At 39.8% G+C, this 14,873-nt stretch carries 13 protein-coding genes; 6 read left to right on the forward strand and 7 right to left on the reverse strand.

The features are described 5' to 3' along the window. The 5 genes from LZG71_RS26875 to LZG71_RS26890 form a co-directional block, all read right to left on the reverse strand. Positions 1-509, reverse strand: a 509-nt coding sequence (locus tag LZG71_RS26875) for an IS66 family transposase zinc-finger binding domain-containing protein (RefSeq protein ID WP_233825796.1), incomplete at its 3' end; no start/stop codon positions are given. A 134-nt stretch (positions 510-643) separates the two neighbouring features. Beyond that, positions 644-874 carry an IS66 family insertion sequence element accessory protein TnpB gene (tnpB, locus tag LZG71_RS30750; RefSeq protein ID WP_409013684.1) on the reverse strand — a complete coding sequence of 77 codons (231 nt, stop codon included), beginning with the start codon at positions 872-874 and terminating at the stop codon, positions 644-646. A gap of 48 nt (positions 875-922) precedes the next feature. Beyond that, entirely contained in the window at positions 923-1,216 is a 294-nt protein-coding gene (tnpA, locus tag LZG71_RS26880) for an IS66 family insertion sequence element accessory protein TnpA (RefSeq protein ID WP_233825798.1), read from the reverse strand. Further along, positions 1,170-1,577, reverse strand: a complete 408-nt coding sequence (locus LZG71_RS26885; RefSeq protein WP_233825800.1) for a hypothetical protein — start codon at positions 1,575-1,577, stop codon at positions 1,170-1,172. The genes tnpA and LZG71_RS26885 overlap by 47 nt, the downstream gene beginning before the upstream one ends. A 3-nt stretch (positions 1,578-1,580) precedes the next feature. Continuing rightward, on the reverse strand, positions 1,581-1,754 hold the full coding sequence (locus tag LZG71_RS26890; protein ID WP_233825802.1) for a hypothetical protein: 174 nt from the start codon (positions 1,752-1,754) through the stop codon (positions 1,581-1,583). A gap of 147 nt (positions 1,755-1,901) precedes the next feature. Between LZG71_RS26890 and LZG71_RS26895 the strand changes: the two genes are divergently transcribed. From LZG71_RS26895 to LZG71_RS26915, 6 genes are all read left to right on the forward strand, one after another. Beyond that, positions 1,902-2,534 (forward strand): response regulator transcription factor, encoded by a 633-nt coding sequence (locus tag LZG71_RS26895; protein ID WP_233825804.1) that lies wholly within the window; start codon positions 1,902-1,904, stop codon positions 2,532-2,534. Between the two features lie 44 nt (positions 2,535-2,578). Beyond that, the gene (locus tag LZG71_RS30755) at positions 2,579-2,725 is read left to right on the forward strand and encodes a T9SS type A sorting domain-containing protein (protein ID WP_409013685.1); all 147 of its coding nucleotides are present in this window, start codon (positions 2,579-2,581) and stop codon (positions 2,723-2,725) included. 365 nt (positions 2,726-3,090) lie between these two features. Then, the gene (locus tag LZG71_RS26900; protein ID WP_233825806.1) at positions 3,091-6,345 is read left to right on the forward strand and encodes an SdrD B-like domain-containing protein; all 3,255 of its coding nucleotides are present in this window, start codon (positions 3,091-3,093) and stop codon (positions 6,343-6,345) included. Between the two features lie 615 nt (positions 6,346-6,960). Next, on the forward strand, positions 6,961-7,452 hold the full coding sequence (locus LZG71_RS26905; protein ID WP_233825808.1) for a hypothetical protein: 492 nt from the start codon (positions 6,961-6,963) through the stop codon (positions 7,450-7,452). 132 nt (positions 7,453-7,584) lie between these two features. Further along, on the forward strand, positions 7,585-9,765 hold the full coding sequence (locus LZG71_RS30630; RefSeq protein ID WP_233825810.1) for a T9SS type A sorting domain-containing protein: 2,181 nt from the start codon (positions 7,585-7,587) through the stop codon (positions 9,763-9,765). A gap of 1,418 nt (positions 9,766-11,183) precedes the next feature. Beyond that, positions 11,184-12,383, forward strand: a complete 1,200-nt coding sequence (locus LZG71_RS26915; protein ID WP_233825812.1) for a recombinase family protein — start codon at positions 11,184-11,186, stop codon at positions 12,381-12,383. 1,176 nt (positions 12,384-13,559) lie between these two features. On the opposite strand, the gene LZG71_RS26920 is transcribed toward LZG71_RS26915, so the two are convergent. Continuing rightward, a complete protein-coding gene (locus tag LZG71_RS26920; protein WP_233825814.1) occupies positions 13,560-14,057 on the reverse strand; it encodes a hypothetical protein in 498 nt (165 codons plus the stop codon). 5 nt (positions 14,058-14,062) lie between these two features. Then, positions 14,063-14,866, reverse strand: coding sequence for an AraC family transcriptional regulator (locus LZG71_RS26925; protein ID WP_233825816.1), 804 nt, complete (start codon positions 14,864-14,866; stop codon positions 14,063-14,065). Between the last annotated feature and the right edge of the window lie 7 nt (positions 14,867-14,873).

The raw sequence follows: 14,873 nt of genomic DNA on the forward strand, positions 1-14,873 counted from the left end.
TCTGGAAGTTGACCGATTCGGACACCATCACCGTTTTTAGGCGCATACTTATAGCGTATGTATCTTTTGATCAAAAAGCGGGCAGGTTCATAATCGAGCTCGTCGGTAACTTCCTTGCCAATACATACCATTTCAGAAAGATCGCCAGTGGGGTAAATCTCGATCGCCCGGCGACCCGGTTCTTCGACAGGTAAGTGCGATGGAAGTGCTGCACGGCCTTTGTGATTAGGCCTGCTACGGACGTAACTGATCTTTTCTTTCAGGATTTCTTCTTGTGCGGCAATTTGATCGGCGGGCGCTTCAAAGGGGAGTGCAATCTGGGCAGGATCACTTTCGAAGCGTTCCCGTTTTTGCCCAAACTGCATCCGCTTGTACATCGCAAGCTGCGATTTGAGATAAGCATTTTCATCTTCCAACTCTGCAATACGCACTTCATTGTAGGACTGCTTTTCCTTGTTTACAAGGGCTATTAGTTCTTCTTTTGAAAGCGATTCCAGAGACATATCCATGCACTAAAGATACAGATCCGGAAGCATTTCAGCTAATAAAATGTGCCTTTTTTGCACCTAAATGTGGAATATCGTCTTCTGTATGCTCTTTTGTATCTGTATGCCCTCTACCATCAGAACTAGCTCAGCCCAACTCATAGATACGCGTCCATCCATTGCTTTGGGTAGAGAAAACGTTCCTTTTCAAGTCGTTTATAATATAAAACAAAGCCCCCGTTTTCCCAATGCAGCAATTTGATATGGCTCCGGGGCCGGTTCAGAAATACGAATACTTCACCGCTTGTTGGATTACGGCCCAGCTCTGTACTTACAAGGCCACAAAGCCCGTCAAAGTGGTCCGCCACCGCGGCCCTTACGCATATCACAACGGCCCTGGTAAAGAAAATAGTGGTGCGATGAACTCAGACTGAACATCAGTAGAGCTTGATCAGTTGGGAAAGCACAGCAAGGTATTTCACTTGGTAATTTATCTTCACGCCATTTGGGTAGACAATCTGGCAAGAATCACTTGATGCAGATTGTCGGCCTGATATCTGAACAAAGCCACCTACCTTTTCGGAAGGCAACCGCGCGGCCAACTTTTCTTTCCCCGCCCAGTAACCAAATTTGGCTACCGTCATGCCATGTGGCTTGCAAAATTCACTCTGAGTTAGGCCACTTTTACGCCATTCTCTTACTAATTTGAACATCTCTTCCGACTGATCCATTTTGATTGGTTTTTAAGTCAAAAGTAAAAACCACGTTTCTAACAAGAAATATGTGGTTCATAGGATGCTTACGTTGGGTTACAATCAAACGCATGTTTAATTTCACAGGATTAACCACTTTACTCAAATAGCCATTGTTACCGGCTGCCAGCCACGATTTGATGCTATTTGCATCTACTACACTGCTAATGACCAAAATGATAATTCCTTTGTATGCTTTTCGGCAGGTAGCAATAAAGTTTAAAACATTCTGGCCGGGGATGATCAGGTCTGTGATAACGGTGGTGTAAATTTCGATCGTAAGACCCTTTGTGGTACGCTCTACAGACGAAAAAATATTAATTGTTGATTCTGGTGGCAAAATTTAAAGTAATAATTCTCTGAACCCCTCAGCTACCAGTGCATGGTCATCAAGGAGCATCACTTTGACCGCCGGACCATTGTTGGTATCATTCATGGGAGTGTAATTTTTGCCCAAAAGTATCACATAATCCTGACCAAAAATTACTATAATTATAGTAATTTTTTGATATTTCATAGTAGAAAAATACTAGCATTGGATAATTGTTTTGCTATATCAAACAACAGAAATTTGTATTGTCAATTTTACGATTAATCTATCGGTCTCCGAAATGGATATCGTCAAGTAGGCTAGCTATTGTTTGAATCTTCATCACTTATTACTATGTCCTCTATCGCAATTATTGACCAGTTCCCAATTGTTAGGTCTGGCTTGGATCTTTTTATTAGAAGCAATTTTAAAGATACCACCGTACTCGAATCCACTAGTTTTTACGATTTTCATCATGTCAGTCAAAATGCAAGTCCAGATTTATTTATAATCGGAGCCACTATTGAGACAATTAATAGTCAGTGTGATTTTATTACACAATACATTCGGACAAATAAAAGTACTAAGGTAATTGTCTACGATGACTGTCCGACTTTTGCAAAATTATCGCTCTATTTTAAATCCGGAGTTACAGGGTATATCACAAAGTCATCCGGAATGGATGAGCTATTGAATTGCATCTTAGACGTTCAGATTGGCAAGAAGTATATCAGTAATGAAATTCTGGATGTCATGCTGTCCCACTGGTTTCCTGCCAGGAATAAAGGTTCTGTAAAGAGAGCATACAAATTAACGCCGCGGGAAAATGAAATTGTGAATCTCTTGCTGGAAGGAAATTCGGTATCAGCTATTTCTAAAAATTTGAATAGAAAAACATCTACTATTAGTACTATTAAAAAAAACGTGTTTAAAAAACTTGGTATAAGCAATCTGCTGGAGCTGAAAGACTCTATGGTGGGTTTCTAAAGTAAATTCAATAACGCATAAATACACAATTCATCAACACATGAATGTATCCAAACCCGGTAAGCGCACAGCCCAATATTGATAATATAGATTCTGACAAGATTCAAAAAGTGATTCTGTATAACATGACTGGTAAAGCAGTTTATACTAACAATGGAATAATAAAAACACCAATAGATATGACCAGTTGACATACAGGGACTTATGTGTTGGCGATAACAATGAAAAACGGAAGTGCAATTTCGCGGACGGACCATTGTAAAAAAAATAAATTTTATCTCCAAGAGATACTATCATCCAATCATATGTGAAAGTGAATGGATTAATCGTTGTCAAGAAATTACAAACACAGTAAGTTCCAATCTCACACTAGTCAGTTTCCATATGATATCCAGGCAATAATCTAATATACGTCGAAATTCTTGGCTGTCATGTTTTTTGTAAGAACTTAAAATCTAAAAATATTCGAATTTATTCGATACTTTTTAAATTTTCTTATGTCTAAGCACGTAACAGATGTCCAGACAGTTTTATTCATTTTAAATAAGTTAAGTTTATGATTTCATTTTTCAGTTCATCGCAGGTGCGAACTATTAATCCGCATATGTCTCCGCATGAACGGCATAGGGCTTTCAGATTGTATGCTGCATGCTACTTTTTGTTATTGATATCCTTTGTAACATTCAGTGGTACAAGCTACGGGCAGTGCCCGACCGCTATCTCCATTACAGCACCACCAGATGTTGTTGGCGCGACATGTCCGTCATCGGGGCAAGTTACCATTCACTCGAATGTAGAAACAATATCAACAGCAACTTATCAGATCATTTCTGCAACGCAAATTGGTTCGACTACCCCATTGGTAGGATATCAGACCACTGCACAAAGTTCTAATAACTTCTCAAGCCTGGCTGCGGGTGATTATACTGTAAGGATCTCCTGCGGAACTGTTTTTGAGGATGTTACCTTTACCATTAACGATCTATATACGCCACTGACTTTAACGCCAACTGTGAGCAATGTATGCGCAGGGGGTGCCATGGGTGGTACGATTACTGCAGCTGCTACAGGTGGAAAATCGCCACTAACTTATGGCTTTTTGCAATCAACCAACGCGGCGGAACCTGATGCTAATTTTAGCTATCAAGCGTCAAATGTCTTTACTGCACCTGGTTTTGGTACATATCAGGTAAGAGTAAAAGATGCCTGTAACAACTTTACAACGGTATCTGTAGATGTGCAGCCAAGTTCTCCAAAAGCCACTATTACAATAGCTACTCGTTCATATAGCTGTAGTGAAATTTTAATGAACGGATCAATTCTAAAAACGGCATCAGGAACTATTAACCCCACTAATTCGGGGTATAAAGTAGAACTTTATTATATCAGCGACGCAGATCCTTGCACACAACCTGCTACTCCTGCAAGTGGAGCAACTGGCACGACAATAAATGTAAATTCCGCGTCAGATCTAAATCTTCATGTTCCGGCCAACACTCAAAAATTATTTTACCGCGTAATCTCTCCTTGCGGTGAAGTAACAACCGGGTGCCAGGATTTAACGCCATTGGTTTTCTCTGCAACTGCCGCTGTACATCTTGGATGTCCAGATGGGGATGCGGTTTCTTTGGCAATCAGGCCCAATGGATCAGCCTCTTACACCGCTGTTGTGCAGGGATTTAATTCGAGCAATAATCCGGTAGCCCCTAATGGGACATCATATAGTTTCCCTGCAAATTCTGCAATTACGGGTGTCCCTTATGCCGATCATTATAGCTATACCGTAACTGATGCTTGCGGAAGAACATTTTCTGGTACTGCTGATACACCAGTTTCCGGAGACGGTACGGCTGTAAATAGTATCACACCTGGTTTGAATTGTACTAATGTCGTAGGTACAAGTCAGATCAGCGTGAATATATCGGGCTATATTCCAGACCAGGATGCGGCTAGTATTTCTCTATTAGATGCCACAAATACAGTGGTGGCAGTAGCATCATCTTATAATACGCAAACGGGAACAATTGTTTTCAACAATATACCTGCTGGTGGCTATACCATAAGATTTGCTCCAAATGATGCCGCTTGTGCTTCTGTTACTAATATTCCGATAACGATACCTCCATATTCTAAACCTCTGATTTTCTCCCTGGACGGGACATCATCTCAACTATGTGGCGGTACAGGTACTATTACTTCAAATCTTACTTATAATGCAAGTTCAGCAAGTTCTACGGTATCTTATGCGTTACTGAATGGTTCAACCGTGATAAGCACAAACGCAAGTGGTATATTTACTAATCTTGCAGCTGGAACGTATACTTTGAGAGCCACAGCAACTACAGGATGTGGATTGTCTAGTCTAATCGCAACAAAAGTTCTGACTATCCAGCCAACTGGCTCGGATCCTGTAGTTGTAAAAAAGCTGGGTATCAATTGCAGCAACGATCCCGCAACAGGTATCGCAGTCTTTGAATTCAGCGGTTTTGGGCCATTCCTTTTGGAGATGAAGAAGACGACAGAGACAAACTTTACGACCGTTGGCGCTGCTGTTCCCAATAATTATACGGCAACTGGTTTGTCTGCCGATACAGATTACGATGTACGAATTACTGACAAATGCGGAAAGACGGTAGTTGCTCAGGTATCAGTAAAGCCTTTGGTTGCCGTAATGGTTACCAATTCTGCGCAGCCTTGCCTTAATCAGCCCTACACATTAAGTGTGGAGGAAATTACAGGTGCTACCTATTCATGGACATTTAACGGAGCACCGTTAACCGGGGTAACAGGCAAAGATATTGTATTTGGAAGTTACACAGCTGCCAACAATGGTACCTATCAATGCACCATAAAGTTGGGCGATTGTATCACACGGATTACAACAGTTAATCTGAACAGCATCAATTGCAGTCAACCACTGGCCAAATCAGGATTAGGAGACTTTGTATGGAACGATACCAATAAGGACGGAATCCAGGATGCATCAGAAGCGGGTCAGAGCGGAATTACAGTAACGTTATTTGCTGCAGACGGAACAACTGTGGTTGCTACCACCACCACAGATGCGAATGGTTATTACAATTTCTCTAATTTAACAGCGGGCTCTTACGTTGTAGGCTTTAGTGGCCTGCCAAGCAGTTATATATTTTCTCCTAATAGCGGTGTATTAAACGATGCGAACAACAGTGATGCGGCTACAACGGGGAAAACGGGAGTAATAACACTTGCTGATAATGAGTTTAATCTTAACATCGATGCTGGTATTTACAACACCACGCTTCCTGTAACACTAATCAGCTTCACTGCGAAAATGATTGAGAAGAATGTCCGTCTAAACTGGTCTACATCCACGGAGATGAACAGCGATCATTTCGAAATCGAACATAGCGTAGATGCGAAATCCTGGATTAAAATAGGTACGATAAAATCTAACGGAGAGAGTGCTACTGCGAAAAATTACACTTTCGTGGATCCACACACTGTAGCAGGTCAGAATTTTTACAGACTACGAATGGTAGACACTGATCTGAGTTTTGCTTACAGCCGTATCGTAAGTGTTCAAGCGGATGAGCAAGAGAAATTATCGGTGTATCCCAACCCAGTGTCAGATATCTTATTCATTAAAAATTTAACTTCCAATCCTGTAAGTGAACTTACAATGATCAGCACGACTGGTCAGGTTGTTTATCAAACTCAATCGGTAACATCAGATGGTATCAATCTAAGGAAATTGCCCACAGGTATTTATACTGTACGAATGAAACAGTCAAACGGATCTGTGGAGAGTATTAAAGTACTTGTAGCAAGATAATCAGACCATGCACCTTACATACTTTTAAAGTGGTTATCGGGTCAAATTGAGTGAAATGAGAAAGCATCAAATTTGATCCTTCTAGCATGTTAAAAATAGTCATTCGCTTGCTGTTGGAATGAGGCTGTCTTATGTTGAAAAACAAGTCCAGGATTAAATTTTAGGCTTATTTTTTAAATTTTGACAATAGGTTATTAATCTTCCGTTGAAATGTGTTAACCTAAAAGGTTAGCTCATTTTAACGGGATTCCATAAATCACACCTCTCTTAGTGAACATCTTCTTTTAAAGAGTCATAGTCTTGCTATTATGTTATATAAATGCGCGACGCAAACTCAAAATAGTGAACAGCCTAGGTGATAGCGTCACAGACTTTTCCTTCCATTGCAAAGTTTTGGCTGGCTTCCATTGCCTTCTAAAATCTCATCCATTGAACTTGTAAGTAATCCATTTCAACAAAAATATCTGCGTCGTTTTCTGAATCTCTTAATCGTTTCGAGGGGATTGCCCGTATATATCTGTACATAAAAAATAATGGCATAATATAATTCTACTACTTACAATAAAGCTGATTAATTTTTATTTTTATTCAATATTTAACTTTATACTCACTTATATGAAAACTCTACTAAAAACGTATTTATTTGTTGTGCTCCTAGCCTTAGGATCCGGCGCAAGCATTGTTAATGCGCAGACTTGTGCTACTGTTGAGCGCTTTCAAACCACAACATTTGTAAGGCTCCCCGCAGGAGCAGGTGGCAATGTTCCGGTAGGAGGATATAGTCAAAGCGGGTGGATAGGCAGTGGGGCAGGCAACTTTGATAGAGGAACCGGAAGTGTTTATTTTAGCGATAACACCAACACCCAAACGTTTACACAAGCCGTAACGAGTGTAAACCTGAAAGGGACAGGCGCCACATTTAGTATGAGCTTTGCGGCTTCCAATGGGAACTCGCTTAACTTTCCATATGATGGCAACCAAGCCGATTTGAGGGTCACTTACGCAGGAGTTGTATACGCAACAATATCAACTTCAAATGGAACTGCCACCACCGGTGCCGGTACGATAACCTTTTTTAACGGCGCTGTAAATGCTGCTAACGGCTAAAACGCTTCTTATACTTACAATCTTACCCCTAATGGTGGTGTTCGCGTTACCAACACTCTGAGCATAACATTACCTGTAACAGTACCAAATTCCGGATCTTTCGCCATAGCATTTGTACCTAATACCAATGCTGTGGATCCTCAAAACTTTGCAGATGATTATGATGTCTTTACCGCTTCATTATTGTCATGTCCAATTGTGTATTCAGGGACTATTTTAAATGATACGAATGGTTTAACCGATAACCTGGTCAATGGAACGCCCATCAATACTACAATTGTAACTGGTTTGCAAGTTGCTTTATACGACGCGCTAGGTAACATTGTTCCCGGTACCACAACCAATGTAAATGCTGATGGTACGTACAATATTCCATATTCAGAAACCGGTACGTTTACAGTGCGTTTATTGAATATGCCATCAGCATATGTAAATACCGGTGAGTCGTCCAACGGCACAGGTACCGTTCCGGATGGCATAGCTGATGGCATCGTCAGCTCATATACTATTTTGGATGCAAATACGAATACAGATAAACCCAATGGCAATATTGGTATTGAGCAGTCACCAGAAACTGCAATCAGTTCTTTGGCTAACCAGCCCAACCCGGGTGGCAGCAATGTAGTAACAATACCCCCTGCTTCCTTCACAACGAGCACAAATGGAGATCCTAATACGGGTGACGAAGCACCAGGCGTAGTGAGTTTTATCAAAATCACGGCATTTCCTGCAAATGTAACAAGCATTGTGATTGACGGAGTTTCCTATACAAACCTGGCGGCAATCAATGTTGCATATCCAAGTGGCATTCCAACGGATGCAAGCGGTGCACCCACTGTCACTGTCGGGGTTGATCCGATAGACGGAGCAGTAACTGTGGTACTGCCAATAGCAGCGGTAGACAATGCAGGAGTACAAGATCCTACTCCGGGAAGTATCACAATACCCTTTTCTGATGCCCTTATATCTGTTGGCGGTAATGTATGGAATGATGCTAACGGAGATGCAACCAGGGATGGTTCGGAGCCTTTCACAAATGGCGGAGGGTTATTTGCCAATCTGACAGATGCCTCAGGAGCGGTAATTGCTTCCGTACCGGTAGACGCGGTAACGGGTCAATACAATTTCTCGAATGTATCACCCAATACAGCATATTCGATTGTCCTGACAGAAACGAGCCAATCCAACGGCACAGTCCTGACCGCATCGGATCTTCCTGGCGGATGGGAGAATACGGGGATTAACCTGAATGGTACGGCCGATGCTGGCAACCAAACCGGAATCATCGCGCTGACTACATCGACCATTGATGTCACTAGTGCCAACTTTGGGATCGAGCAAACGCCAACGGCAGATGATAAGACAATTACGGGTATTCCGAATTCTACTTTCAGTCCAACTCCTCCTTCTGGTTTCCCCCCGGTAGCTGGTTATGTGGCTGTTGGAATGGACAATCCTGCATTGCAACCGCTAAGTGGGAGCGATCCGGAAGATTGTGCTGTATCGGCATCTTGTAATACGGGATCTACTTTTGTAATTGAGTCAATCAAAACAAGTAATACGAAACTGTACTACGATTTTCCTGGTGTAGGTGTTCAGGAAGTTGTTGCGGGTACTTCTACCGGAACAATCCCGGATTTTGATCCTTCCAAAATGGTGATATACGGTGCAATTGGATCTGGTGATTCTGCTGATCCGCTTGTGTTTACCTATCAGTTGGTAGATGCCGCAGGTATTGTCTCGCCCCCGGCTACCTATACAGTATCTTCGGTATCACCGCTTCCTGTTTTGCTAACAAGCTTCACTGCCAAAAAAGGAGAGGGGCTAAGCGCCAGACTGGACTGGGCCACTACCGCAGAGAGTAACAGTCTTAAATTTGAAATACAACATAGCAAAGACGCCAAAAAGTGGAATGTAATAGGCAATGTAGACGCAAAAGGTGACAGTAAAGAAAGGGTTATTTACAACTATACACACACTACACCATCAAGTGGTGAAAACCTTTATCGGTTGAGAATGGTAGATCAGGATGGGACATTTGCTTACAGCAGGATTGAGACTGTAATCTTCGCAATTGCTTCACTGTATCCCAATCCGACATCAGATAAAATAAATATCAGTCTAAACAACGCACCTATTGGCGAGGTAATAAGGGTAAAGCTGATTGGAATGGATGGAAAAGTTGTTTATGCATCAAACAGGCTGGAAGATGGTTGGATAGACGTTAAGAATTTGAAAGCCGGAACCTATGTAGTAGCAGTTACTTTGAAAAACGGGACAACACAAAATTCAAAAATTGTGATTGCTAAATAAGTGAACTAGAATATGGTAATACAGGTATCCTTCCGGAAATTTTCGGAAGGATACCTGTATTATATAGGTCTCTTGTTTTGGTTAGATAGATAGAATTGAAAGAGCGCTTTTTGTTAAATCTATTTTTAAACTATCTACACTCTGAATTTTTTTCATGGACGAGATCCTACGGGAAGAGAACACCAACCTACCCAAAGTCCGGTTCAACCTGAAACATGCCAAAGTGGTAATGATGTCAATGCAACAAACCCCGATCATGGACAATTTCGAGAAGGATAAAAGATCAGAGCGACGCTCCATCCCACAAGAGTTAGCGACGCACTTATCCGATACCGTCGATTATTACCTATGCACTAAATACGGTATCCGTGCCGGTAGAATAGGAATAAGCTCGTCAATTATTCCTGCTGTAGGTTTCTTGGGGTGGAAATATAGTACGATAAGGTGTAAAAGCCGAGACATCTTATGATACTTTGGTTAAAACTAACTTGCTGCCATCTGACAAATTCACATTTTCTCTCACAACCCCTCCGTAATTGACTGAGAGGGGATTGCGAGAAAAAATGTTCCAGACAAGTTGGAAGATTTGGTACTGACTTATTCCAGTCTGTTCGACAAATCAAGTCTTGGTTAATTCAGATAAGGGCACTAGCTTATTTTCTACTTGTAAAAGTGGGTTTCTGGATTTTATAGGGGATTTCTAAAATCGGCTTAATATATTCTATGACTTTTCGTATCGGAGTGCCGATTAAAACGGGGTACTTATACATTTTATATTCGTGCATTATTCCTCCCAAGTGACTAGTTATGTTATATCTTCCTAAAAAGTCCTTGTGAGCAACAACATACCATAGTCCACTACCGCTCATTCCTTCTGGCCGATGACGTTTGATTTTGTTTCCATCTGGATCAATAAGGTTATCCCAGGACATCACACAGTGATCCGAACTATTTTTTTTATAATATTTAAGAACTTTATCGACTACCGGTCGAGTCCGTAATATTCCACAAATGGGTTGCAAAGCCTTGTGATAATATTGAGTCAAATTAGCTGGATATCCAGCAATTCTTTACTCTTCCGAAGAATCCAGTCAATCTATTCTGATACTCTTGATTTTCAGGGTACTTATTTGAGCTGTGAATGTGGGTTTAGTAAAGTATAGATCGCCAGACAGTCAATGGAACCTTTCATCTAAGTCTTTGTTTGATATCAGGGTTGCTATTCATCCCTTTTTGCAAATGTAACTTACTGCTTTTTTTTCCATTTGGTCAATTTTATATTTCTGAATAATTGGAAGTCTAGCCGGTAGCTTTAATAAGACAAATAAGTTGTGGTAAACAATTCATAATTTGTACCTATCCTATATCAAGGACAACCCTGTCTATGTAACGAATAGTTATATTGAAATTTCCCTGCGATGCAAAGGGCATGTCTCTATATCAGGGTCAGTACCGAGGAGCAGGCGATACGAGGCTATTCCCAAAGAACGCAACAGGACCGCCTGATAAAATTTTGTCTGGCTCATAATATTGAAATTCTTAACTCAGTTTACGAGGATCATTCTGCTAAAACCTTTGACCGCCCACAATGGTCGGGGATGATGTATGCTTTAAGAAGAAATAAGCTATTACGTCCAAATCTTCTTTTTACCAAATGGGACAGGTTTAGCAGGAATGCCGGTGATGCCTACTATATGATTGCACAGCTAAAGAGCTTGGGCATCACCCCGCAAGCGACAGATCAGGAACTCGACCTGTCAATTCCAGAGAACAAGATTATTCTTGGCGTATACTTGGCAACGTCAGAAGCTGAGAATGACAGAAGGTCGGTAAACGTCCGACAAGGCTTACATAAAGCTAACCTCGAAGGGCGTTGGACAGCACATGTTCCTATCGGGTATAAAGCAAAGATGACTGCTGACCACAAGCGGAATCTCATTCCCTCGGAACCGCAGGCTTCATTTATTCTAAAAGCATTTACACAACTTGCGGAAGGGCATTGCACGGTCCAATTTGTTTATCAGCAAGCAGTCGCTGCCGGACTGAGCTGTAGTATTTCCAACTTCAGACGAATCCTTAGAAGTCCTGTTTATTATGGAAAGATTGCTATACCTGCGTTTGAAGGTAAAGCACCTCATTTAGTAGACGGTCTGCAGAAACCAATTATTACTGAGCAGCTATTCGATTTGGTTCAGCGCATTCTTGATCATAAAAATCCTGTTTCCAGAATTCGCGGCAATCATAAAGATGAGTTTCTGTATTTGAGGAGCTTTTTCTATTGTCCGAATTGCGGAAAGTTGCTTACGGGAAGTGGCTCAAGAAGCAAATCGGGCCTCAAGTATTATTACTATCACTGCTCCTCCATCTGTGGATTCAGGACCAGAGCAGATAAAACGAATATGCTTTTTGTGGAGAGGTTGGAAAAGCTGCATGTTGACAATGCCTATCTTAGTCTTTACAGGGAGATTGTTCGCCAAGTCAGAAAGGATCTGTGTGCCGACAAAATAATATCGAGACAAACAACTGCTGCTACGATTAACAGGTTAGTGGAAAGAATTGTACACGCCAAAGAACTATTGCTAAATGGATCTATAGAAGAAGAGGATTTCCAACTTTAAAGAAGGAGTGTGAGGTGAGGATACATGCAGTGGGCACGGAGCTGCAAAAATCTGACTGGATTGAAAGAGACAAAACGCAACGCTTGAATATGTTGGTGTTGAAATTGTCGAAATTCAGTCAGACCTACCTACGTTAAGCTTGCGATAGATGAAAAACGCCGACTTCTGAGTAAACTTTTATCCGCTCATCCTATTCTGTCTCCGGATCTTAAGGAAGAAATTATTAGGCCCGGCATTATGCCGTTCTTTGCCATTAAAGATGAAGAAAAGTACAGGCCTATCAGATACTGAACATCATGAATGGGATGAAGTTTTCTTCAACAAATGCGTTACACAAATAATTCACATTGGGAATAGACTTAAAATTCCTGTAAGTACCCATTCGGCGGCTCAAATTATTGCATTTATGACCGTTTTTGCCAAAATAACCTCCAAATCAAATAGTTAATTACGAAAACTATAATGTAATAATCTTCAAATCAGGTTCTTGTTCGAGTCCCGCTCACCAGTATCTAAAAGATGAAAATATCAACAATTCGGAAAATAATTAAATGCCAAGGTTTAGAAAATAAATATACTGTAAATCAGCTATTTATAACAAATACTGGCTTTTACACATGGCCTACTACTCTTGGAAACTAAAAAAATGTAAAAAGCTATCGAACACTTATATGTACATTTCAAATAATTGACATTCAATTGTTTACAAAAACAAAAAAGGAGAAAACAAGTTTTTTAAACTTATTCTCGCCTTTTGCGGACTGAACGGGGTCAGAATCGAACCTTTGATAACTCTCTTAACATTCCTAGACAGCTTAAACCACAGTACTTCTCTTTATAGTCCGAAACATAATTAAATATATTGAACTAGGCGCTTACTAAATAATGGTAAAATGCCTTGAATGAAGAGAATTGGGCACATTTTGATTTATGATATGGACGTATTTGGATTTCATTGCTAGCCTTAAAATCGAAAAGCACCTTGAATCCCGATATTGAAAGTCTTTGTGAGTTATAGTTATTGATTAAAAGCCTAGTTCATATATATATCCTTTTATTAATCATCATCCAAAATTTAAAAAAACAACGGATAATCGATTATGTTATTCGTTGTTTTGGAATGCTACAAATTAACGACTTTTATTTTACGAAATGCAGTTTGCGGATTGTTTCTCGTCAATTCCAAATCTCACATAAAGCTGTAATATAAAATTTTAGCCTTTGATGTAAAAATACATCAATCAGTAACATCCCTAAAAACATTACAACAAAACCAAGTGATAATCCTTGGTAATATTCTTGGTTAAAAATATAAAAACAAACAACCGAAAAAATAAGTAAACCTGCCCAAGCATACTTTGTCACTTTGTAACTTTTATCTTCTACTTTTATTTTATTTATTTCATTTTTGACTGTTTTTTGAGCATTTAATTGGAATTGTTTCTCCGTTTTTACGTTGTGGTTTGGCTTGGAAGAAAGCAAATATCCGCCATAACAGATATTCATTACGAACAACAAAAAAAGTGGAATTACCATTCCTTTTTGAAGAGAGTTGTTACTTTTGATAAGTAAAATAAAAATGGGCAATAGAATGATGATGGCGATTCCAATCATCCATTTCCCTTGTAGGATATCGCCTTTTGTCCAATTCTGTAGCTGTTGTATAAAGCTCATTTTAATTATATTTCAGAAGTAGTTACACCAAATTTTTGTTTGAATGAAAAATAAAAATGGGATATGTTTTCAAATCCTAAATCCAAATAAAAATCTGCTGGTTTCTGTTTTTTATGTTTGATTAAATAATGTGCCTCGTCTAAACGTTTTGAAAGCAGCCATTGTTTTGGTGTTGTGTCAAATATTTTAGTAAAATCTCTCTTAAAACCAGAAAGACTTCGCCCTGTTAGTTGGGCAAAAGAAGCAACAGGAATATTAAACATATAGTTCTGGTTCATAAATTCTTCCAAATCCATTTTATAAGGTTCGGAAAAATCAAATAGGATTTGTTTAAAATATGGGTTGCTTTGTAGCAATAATTCTATCGCTTCCCTGATTTTTAAATCTGCCAATTTCGATGTGGCTTCTTTTTTTTTATTGATATATGGACTAAGGGAAAGGAAATAGGATGCAAGAAAATCATCAGGTTCAAAAAACAATTTTTGCTTACTTTTATAGGGACTTTCTATCGCAATTTTATTTTCCAACGCATACTGTTGCAAAATTTCTTTGTCGAGCGTAATTGAAATAAATTGATATTTTCCTGATTTTGAAGGATATTTAATCGTTCTTATCAACTGATTTTTTTTTACAAATACGATTGTATTTTCGGGAATGATTGTATTTCCATCCGAATGAAAAGCGTGGGTTTCGCCCGAAAGCTGAAACCCTAAAAAATGTTCAGGAATAAATTCTTCATATCCTCTATGCATTTCAAAAGCACAAGAATACACCAACTTATCAAAAATTATTTCACGCTTTGCTTCCATACTACAA

Source organism: Dyadobacter sp. CY312, assembly GCF_021390535.1.
GTDB lineage: Bacteria > Bacteroidota > Bacteroidia > Cytophagales > Spirosomataceae > Dyadobacter.

Bases quoted from the DNA above. Each gene is read 5' to 3' on its own strand.
- LZG71_RS26925 (WP_233825816.1), bottom strand. From the start codon at position 14,866: ATGGAAGCAAAGCGTGAAATAATTTTTGATAAGTTGGTGTATTCTTGT.
- LZG71_RS26915 (WP_233825812.1), top strand. From the start codon at position 11,184: ATGCAAAGGGCATGTCTCTATATCAGGGTCAGTACCGAGGAGCAGGCG.
- tnpA (WP_233825798.1), bottom strand. From the start codon at position 1,216: ATGGATCAGTCGGAAGAGATGTTCAAATTAGTAAGAGAATGGCGTAAA.
- LZG71_RS26895 (WP_233825804.1), top strand. From the start codon at position 1,902: ATGTCCTCTATCGCAATTATTGACCAGTTCCCAATTGTTAGGTCTGGC.
- LZG71_RS30755 (WP_409013685.1), top strand. From the start codon at position 2,579: ATGTATCCAAACCCGGTAAGCGCACAGCCCAATATTGATAATATAGAT.
- LZG71_RS26905 (WP_233825808.1), top strand. From the start codon at position 6,961: ATGAAAACTCTACTAAAAACGTATTTATTTGTTGTGCTCCTAGCCTTA.
- LZG71_RS26890 (WP_233825802.1), bottom strand. From the start codon at position 1,754: ATGAAATATCAAAAAATTACTATAATTATAGTAATTTTTGGTCAGGAT.
- LZG71_RS26900 (WP_233825806.1), top strand. From the start codon at position 3,091: ATGATTTCATTTTTCAGTTCATCGCAGGTGCGAACTATTAATCCGCAT.
- LZG71_RS26920 (WP_233825814.1), bottom strand. From the start codon at position 14,057: ATGAGCTTTATACAACAGCTACAGAATTGGACAAAAGGCGATATCCTA.